This window comes from Cupriavidus sp. WS, assembly GCF_000395345.1.
GTDB classification, from domain to species: Bacteria; Pseudomonadota; Gammaproteobacteria; order Burkholderiales; family Burkholderiaceae; genus Cupriavidus; species Cupriavidus basilensis_B.
Map to the genome: position 1 here is coordinate 1 of NZ_AQPL01000544.1, position 1,161 is coordinate 1,161.

Below are 1,161 nucleotides of genomic sequence, written 5' to 3' on the forward strand. Positions count from 1 at the left end.
CGACCGCGGCGTACTCCGCCAGCGAGCCCTGCACGCCGCCCACGCCGCCGGTCATGCCGTAGACCTCGTCGCCGGGCGCGAAGCGGGTCACGCCCGGCCCGACCGCCTCCACCACGCCGGCCAGGTCGAGGCCGAGCACGGCCGGCAGCGGCTGGCGCGCATGCGCGGCGTTGCCGGCGCGGATCTTGGTGTCGAGCGGGTTGACGCCGCTGGCGAGGATGCGGACCAGCACCTCGCCGGGGCCGGCTTGCGGCCTGGGCAGGCTGGCAACCCGGAACGGCGCGTTGGCGCGCTCGGCGATCAGGGCCTGCATGGTGGCTTGGGACATGGGGGACTCCGTTGGCAATGTCGTGGTGGATGTCCCATTCTTGTGCATGCCCGGATGAAGATAAATCAACTTATCCGCATCCCGTCCATGCAGATCTGCATGCGTGCGGATGCTTCCCCGGCGGCGGCGCCGGCGTGGCCGGCCAACAAATTCGCGCGATCCAAGGGTAAACACGTATCAAGTTGCTGACTTGAAAACGTAAACCCCCGTCCCTATAATTAGCACTCGTTGGGTTAGAGTGCTAACAGCGCTCTCTCAGCCTTCCGATTCTGCTGGCAGCTAGTCAAAGCGGCCAGTTTTGTGAACGTAAAATCACTTTTTGTACCAAGGAGTCCGTATGAATCTGCGTCCTTTGCACGACCGCGTGATCGTCAAGCGTCTGGACAATGAAACCAAGACCGCTTCCGGCATCGTGATTCCCGACAATGCTGCCGAAAAGCCTGATCAAGGTGAAGTGCTGGCCGTGGGCCCCGGCAAGAAGGATGACAAGGGTGCTTCGATCGCGCTCGACGTCAAGGTGGGTGACCGCGTGCTGTTCGGCAAGTATGCCGGCCAGGCCGTGAAGGTGGATGGCCAGGAACTGCTGGTCATGCGCGAAGAAGACATCATGGCCGTGGTGAACAAGTAATCACGCCCCCATCCGTACAGATTTAGGAGATTCAGAACATGGCAGCTAAAGACGTAGTGTTCGGCGACGCCGCCCGCGCCAAGATGGTCGAAGGCGTGAACATTCTCGCCAACGCAGTGAAGGTGACGCTGGGCCCGAAGGGCCGCAACGTCGTGCTGGAGCGCAGCTTCGGCGGCCCGACCGTGACCAAGGACGGCGTGTCCGT

At 62.8% G+C, this 1,161-nt stretch carries 2 protein-coding genes and 1 pseudogene; 2 read left to right on the forward strand and 1 reads right to left on the reverse strand.

Annotated features, from left to right (window positions below):
• The coding region (locus K206_RS40140) for an alcohol dehydrogenase catalytic domain-containing protein (RefSeq protein WP_043367700.1) at positions 1–328 on the reverse strand (328 nt) is incomplete at its 3' end.
• Between the two features lie 337 nt (positions 329–665).
• Between K206_RS40140 and groES the strand changes: the two genes are divergently transcribed.
• Together groES and groEL are read left to right on the forward strand one after the other, a co-directional pair.
• A complete protein-coding gene (gene groES, locus K206_RS0134155) occupies positions 666–956 on the forward strand; it encodes a co-chaperone GroES (protein WP_017225479.1) in 291 nt (96 codons plus the stop codon).
• Between the two features lie 38 nt (positions 957–994).
• Positions 995–1,161 (forward strand): annotated as a pseudogene (gene groEL / locus K206_RS42220) (chaperonin GroEL); the annotation flags it as partial.